A 6,010-nucleotide genomic window follows, 5' to 3' on the forward strand; every position below is an offset into this window, starting at 1 on the left:
GGTTCGAGTAGCCAGTGCCGAAGTCGTCGAGCGAGATCTCGACGCCGATCGCCTTCAGCTCGCGCAGGATGCGCGACGCGTGCTCGACGTCGACCGTCAGCATGCTCTCGGTCACCTCGACCCCCAGGTGCGCCGGGTTGGCACCGGTCTCGAGCAGGATGGCGTGCAGGCGCTTGGCGATGTCGGGCTGCTGCAGCTGCAGCGGCGACAGGTTCACGTGCACGCGCAGCTCGGGCAGGCCGGCGCGGGCCCAGGCCGCCGCCTGCGTGCAGGCGCTGCGCAGCACCCATTCGCCGATCGGGATGATGAGCCCGGTCTGCTCGGCCACCGGGATGAACTCGACCGGCAGCACGTCGCCGAGCTCGCTGGAATGCCAGCGGACCAGCGCCTCGACGCCGAGCAGCCGGCCGTCGGTGAGGTCGACCTGGGGCTGGTAGTGCAGTGACAGTTCCTGGCGCCCGATGGCGCGGCGCAGCGCGGATTCGAGCGTCATGCGGCGCACGGCATGCTCGTTCGCCTGCGGCGTGAAGAAGGCGATGCGGCTCGCACCGCTGTCGGTGTGCAGGCGCGCCGTCTGGGCGCATTCGAGCAGGCGATGGGCGTTGTCGGCGTCGCCCGGGTAGGTCGCGACGCCCACCGAGCAGCTCAGGTACACCTCGGTCTTGCCGACGCTCTCGGGGAGGCGCAGCCCGTCGAGGATGGCGCGCGCGCGTTCCAGCACCGCGTTCTCGTCGTCGGCGAGGGACGGGTCCAGCAGCACCGCGAACTCGCCGCCGCCCAGGTGCGCGAGCGTCTCGTCGCTCTTGCACAGACCCGACAGGCGGGCCGCGACGGCCATCGCGAGGGTGTCGCCGGCGCCGAAGCCCATCGTCTCCTCGACCTGTTCGACCTGCGCGACGTTCAGCGACAGCAGCGTGAAGCGGCTGCCGTCCCATTGCGCCGCATGGGCCGCGGCGTCGACGCGGTCGAGCAGCAGCACGCGGTTGGGCAGGCCGGTCAGCTCGTCGTAGTTGGCGAGCTCCTGGATGCGGCCTTCGGCTTCGCGCTGCGCGGTGATGTCCTGCAGGATGATGACGCCGCGCAGCGATTCGCCGTCGGTGCCGACGTCGACGATGCCACGGTGCAGCACCACCAGCCGGCTGCCGTCGGCGCGCAGCAGCCGGTGCTGGAATTCGAACGGATCGCCGGGCGCCGCGCCGCGCCAGATCGACATCACGTAGCGGCGCTCGTCGCGCGGGAGCCAGCGCAGCGCGGCCGAGATCGACAGCGTTCCCGGCTCGTGCGTCTCGCCCAGCAGCGCATAGGCGCCGGACGACAGCGTGGCGCGCCGGCAGGCCAGGTCGATCTCCACCGAGCCGCTGCGGCACAGCAACTCGGTCTGCGCCAGCATGCGCGCCCGCCATTCGGACAGCTCGCGTGCGTGCTGGATCTCGCTGACGTCGCTGAGCGTCACCAGGTCGGCCTCGCGGCCTTCGAAGTCGATGCGGCGCCCGAACACGCGGGCGGCGAACACGCTGCCGTCGGCGCGCACGCAGCGGATGTCGTAGGCCGAGCCGGCGACGCCGGCCATGCGCTGGCGGATGTGCTCGGCCACGCGGCCCACGTCCTGCGGATGCACCACGACGGTCGCGACCATGCCGATCAGCTGGGCTTCGGTGTAGCCCAGCAGTTCCACCACCTTCGGGTTGACGTAGCGGAAGCGGCCGTCCTGGATCAGGAACACGCCGACCTGCGCCTGTTCGAGGAACGCCTGGTAGGCCTGGGACGCCAGCGGGGCGCGGCCTGGCGCAAGCGCGGCGTCGGTGACGGCCAGTCGTTCGGCAGCGGCGGGGGGTGATGACACGATGACAGTCTCCATCGAAGCGATGTACGGGCGTCTCTGTCGAACGCTTGCCCGGATATCGACGTGCAGGGTGACCGGCTTGAGCGCGTGGCGGCGCGAAGCTGATTTATGTCGAACAGTTGGCAGCGATGGGGGTTTACCCTGCCGGATGGGGCTCTAGCGCAGCACCTTCTGGATGACCTCGATGAGCTTGGCCGGATCGAAGGGCTTGACCAGCCAGCCGGTCGCTCCGGCGCTGCGGCCGGCCTGCTTCATCTGGTCGCTGGACTCGGTGGTCAGCACCAGGATCGGCACGCTCTTGAACTTGGGGTTGTCGCGCAGCTTGCGCGTCAGGCTGAGGCCGTCCATGCGGGGCATGTTCTGGTCGGTCAGCACCAGGTCGAAGTCGCGCGCGGTGGTTTTCTCGTAGGCATCCTGGCCGTCCACGGCCTCGGTCACGGCATAGCCGGCGCTCTTGAGGGTGAACGACACCATCTGACGCATGGACGCCGAATCGTCGACGACGAGGATCGAAGGCATGGCTGGCTCCCTGTGGCTGCGCCTGTTCGAGCAACGGCGCGGCAGCGCTACTTTAACGGTCCTGGCGTCCAGGGGCGGATTCAGAGTCTTTACGCCGTCTTGATGCGCAGCACCCGAATCCATACACCGATTTGATACGCCCGTCCCTACGCTCCTGGACATCCGAATCACCGTCGTGAGGAGTCCATGGACTTTCCGTTTCTGTATGGGCTGGCCGGCCTGGCATCGCTGGGCCTGCTCGTGTACCTCGTCTATGCGTTGCTCAAGGCGGAGGACTTCTGATGAACTCGCAAGCCTGGATGCTTCTGGTGGCCTTCCTGGCCATCCTCGCACTGCTCGCCTGGCCGCTGGGCCGGTGGCTGGCCGCCGTCGCCGAAGGGCGATTCCCCCGCTGGCTCTCGCCGTTCGTGAAGGCCGAACACGGCCTGTACCGAATCGCCGGTGTCGACGCCGCCGGCGGCATGGGCTGGCGCCACTACGCCACCGCGCTGGTGGTGTTCAACCTGCTCGGCGTGCTGGCCGTCTATGCGCTGCAGCGCCTGCAAGGCGTGCTGCCGTTCAACCCGCAGGCGATGGCCGCGGTCAGCGCCGACTCGTCGTTCAACACCGCGATCAGCTTCGTCACCAACACCAACTGGCAAGGCTATGCCGGTGAGTCGACGATGAGCTACCTGACGCAGATGCTCGCGCTGACGGTGCAGAACTTCCTGTCGGCCGCCACCGGCATCGTCGTCGTGATCGCGCTGGTGCGCGGCTTCGCGGCCCGCTCGTCGGCGTCGATCGGCAACTTCTGGGTCGACATCACGCGCGTCACCGCCTATGTGCTCTTGCCGCTGTCGCTGGTGTTCGCGCTCGTGCTGGTCGGCCAGGGCGTGATCCAGAACGTCGACGCCTACCAGGACGTGACGACGCTGCAGGCCTCGCCGCAGTCGATCGCGATGGGCCCGGTCGCGTCGCAGGAGGCGATCAAGATGCTCGGCACCAACGGCGGTGGCTTCTTCAACACGAACTCGGCGCACCCGTACGAGAACCCGACGCCGCTCGCCAACTTCCTGCAGATGCTGTCGATCTTCCTGATTCCGGCCGCGCTGGTGTTCATGTTCGGCCGCATGGTCGGCGACATGCGGCAAGGCTGGGCGGTGCTGGCGGCGATGACGGCGATCTTCGTCGTCTCGGTGGTCGTCGTCACCGCGCAGGAACAGCAGGGCAACCCGCTGCTCGCGCAGCTCGGCGTCGACCAGGTGGCGAGTGCCACGCAGCCGGGCGGCAACATGGAAGGCAAGGAAGCGCGCTTCGGCATCGCCGCCAGCGGCCTGTTCGCCGCCATCACCACGGCTGCCTCGTGCGGCGCGGTGAACGCGATGCACGACTCGTTCACGCCGCTGGGCGGCATGGTGCCGCTGGTGTTGATGCAACTCGGCGAGGTCGTCTTCGGCGGCGTCGGCACCGGGCTGTACGGCATGCTGATCTTCGCGATCCTCGCGGTGTTCATCGCCGGGCTGATGATCGGCCGCACGCCCGAGTACCTGGGCAAGAAGATCGAGACCCACGAGATGAAGATGACCTCGATCGCGATCCTGGTCACGCCGATCCTGGTGCTGGCCGGGGCTGCCATCGCGGTGCTGGCCGATGCCGGCAAGGCCGGCATCGCCAACCCCGGCGCGCACGGCTTCTCGGAGATCCTCTACGCCCTCACGTCGGCCGCCAACAACAACGGCAGCGCCTTCGCGGGCCTGTCGGCCAACACACCGTTCTACAACATGCTGCTGGCGGTGGCGATGTGGTTCGGCCGCTTCGGCGTCATCGTGCCGGTGCTCGCGATCGCCGGCTCGCTGGCCGCGAAGAAGCGCCTGGCCGTCACGGCCGGCACGCTGCCGACGCACGGCCCGCTGTTCGTCACCCTGCTGATCGGCAGCGTGCTGCTGGTCGGCCTGCTCAATTACGTGCCGGCGCTGGCCCTGGGGCCGGTGGTCGAGCACCTGATGCTGTGGAATCCGCAATGACAACCGTCCAGAATTTCTCGATGTTCGACCCGGCGCTCGTGAAGCCGGCCATCGCCTCCGCATTCGGCAAGCTCGACCCGCGCGTGCAGTGGCGCAACCCGGTGATGTTCGTCGTCTACGTCGGCAGCATCATCACGTCGCTGCTGTGGGTGCAGGCGCTCGGCGGAAAGGGCGAGGCGCCGCAAGGCTTCATCCTGGCCGTGGCACTCTGGCTGTGGTTCACCGTGCTGTTCGCGAACTTCGCCGAAGCGATCGCCGAAGGCCGCAGCAAGGCGCAAGCCTCATCGCTGCGCGGCATGAAGCGCAAGACGATCGCGAAGAAGCTGGAGCAGCCGCGCCATGGCTCCTCGTGGCACCCGATGGAGGCAGACGAGCTGCGCAAGGGCGCGGTCGTGCTGGTCGAGGCGGGCGACACCATCCCGCTCGACGGCGAGGTGATCGAAGGCGTGGCCTCGGTCGACGAGAGCGCGATCACCGGAGAATCCGCGCCGGTGATCCGCGAATCGGGCGGCGACTTCGCGTCGGTCACCGGTGGCACCCGCGTGCTGTCGGACTGGCTGGTGGTGCGCATCAGCGTGAACCCTGGCGAATCCTTCCTCGACCGCATGATCGCGATGGTCGAGGGCGCCAAGCGCCAGAAGACGCCGAACGAGATCGCGCTGACGATCCTGCTGGTGGCGCTGACGATCGTGTTCCTGGTCGTCACCGTGACGCTGCTGCCGTTCTCGATCTTCAGCGTCGACGCCGCCAAGCTGGGAACGCCGGTGACGATCACCACGCTGATCGCGTTGCTGGTGTGCCTGATCCCGACCACCATCGGTGCGCTGCTGTCGGCCATCGGCGTGGCCGGCATGAGCCGCATGATGGGCGCCAACGTGATCGCCACCTCGGGCCGCGCGGTCGAAGCCGCCGGCGACGTCGACGTGCTGCTGCTCGACAAGACCGGCACGATCACGCTCGGCAACCGCCAGGCCTCGGCCTTCGTGCCCGCCAAGGGCATCACCGAGCAGGTGCTGGCCGACGTGGCGCAGTTCGCGTCGATGGCGGATGAAACGCCGGAAGGCCGCAGCATCACGGTGCTGGCCAAGCAGAAGTTCAACCTGCGCGAGCGCGACCTGACGAGCCACAAGGTGGCGTTCGTCGCGTTCACCGCACAGACGCGCATGAGCGGTGTCGACATCGACAACGGCGACGGCACGCTGCGTCAGCTGCGCAAGGGCGCGGGTGACGCTGTCCGCAAGCATGTGCAGTCGTTGGGCGGCAGTTTCCCCGCCGACGTGCAGGCCGCTGCCGAGGAGGTGGCGCGCAAGGGCAGCACGCCGCTGGTGGTGGCCGACGGGGCGCGAGTGCTCGGCGTGGTCGAGCTGAAGGACATCGTCAAGGGCGGCATCAAGGAGCGTTTCGCCGAACTGCGCCGCATGGGCATCAAGACGGTGATGATCACCGGCGACAACCGCCTCACCGCGGCGGCCATCGCAGCCGAGGCCGGCGTCGACGACTTCCTGGCCGAGGCCACGCCCGAGGCCAAGCTGAAGATGATCCGCGACCACCAGGCCGACGGTCGCCTCGTCGCGATGACCGGCGACGGCACCAACGACGCGCCGGCGCTGGCCCAGGCCGACGTGGCGGTGGCGATGAACACCGG

5 protein-coding genes are annotated in these 6,010 nt (G+C 68.5%); 3 read left to right on the forward strand and 2 right to left on the reverse strand.

Going from position 1 to position 6,010, the window contains the following annotated elements; all coding sequences use genetic code 11:
- Both AC1D01_RS17255 and AC1D01_RS17260 read right to left on the reverse strand, forming a co-directional pair.
- Nucleotides 1-1,843, reverse strand: a 1,843-nt coding sequence (locus AC1D01_RS17255; RefSeq protein WP_477868345.1) for a putative bifunctional diguanylate cyclase/phosphodiesterase, incomplete at its 3' end; no start/stop codon positions are given.
- A gap of 156 nt (nt 1,844-1,999) precedes the next feature.
- Entirely contained in the window at nt 2,000-2,362 is a 363-nt protein-coding gene (locus AC1D01_RS17260) for a response regulator (protein WP_477868347.1), read from the reverse strand.
- Nucleotides 2,363-2,548: 186 nt separating this feature from the next.
- On the opposite strand from AC1D01_RS17260, the gene kdpF reads away from it, so the two are divergent.
- From kdpF to kdpB, 3 genes are all read left to right on the forward strand, one after another.
- Nucleotides 2,549-2,644, forward strand: coding sequence for a K(+)-transporting ATPase subunit F (kdpF, locus tag AC1D01_RS17265; RefSeq protein WP_477868349.1), 96 nt, complete (start codon nt 2,549-2,551; stop codon nt 2,642-2,644).
- Nucleotides 2,644-4,365 carry a potassium-transporting ATPase subunit KdpA gene (gene kdpA, locus AC1D01_RS17270; protein ID WP_477868351.1) on the forward strand — a complete coding sequence of 574 codons (1,722 nt, stop codon included), beginning with the start codon at nt 2,644-2,646 and terminating at the stop codon, nt 4,363-4,365. Before kdpF ends, kdpA begins: the two co-directional genes overlap by 1 nt.
- Nucleotides 4,362-6,010: potassium-transporting ATPase subunit KdpB (gene kdpB / locus AC1D01_RS17275; protein WP_477868353.1), on the forward strand; the 1,649-nt coding region annotated here is incomplete at its 3' end. The genes kdpA and kdpB, both read left to right, overlap by 4 nt.

The organism is Rhizobacter sp. P3_B12, from assembly GCF_056402895.1.

What these genes read in the sequence shown, in the direction of transcription:
- AC1D01_RS17260 (WP_477868347.1), bottom strand. Translation starts at nt 2,362, where the DNA reads ATGCCTTCGATCCTCGTCGTCGACGATTCGGCGTCCATGCGTCAGATG.
- kdpF (WP_477868349.1), top strand. Translation starts at nt 2,549, where the DNA reads ATGGACTTTCCGTTTCTGTATGGGCTGGCCGGCCTGGCATCGCTGGGC.
- kdpA (WP_477868351.1), top strand. Translation starts at nt 2,644, where the DNA reads ATGAACTCGCAAGCCTGGATGCTTCTGGTGGCCTTCCTGGCCATCCTC.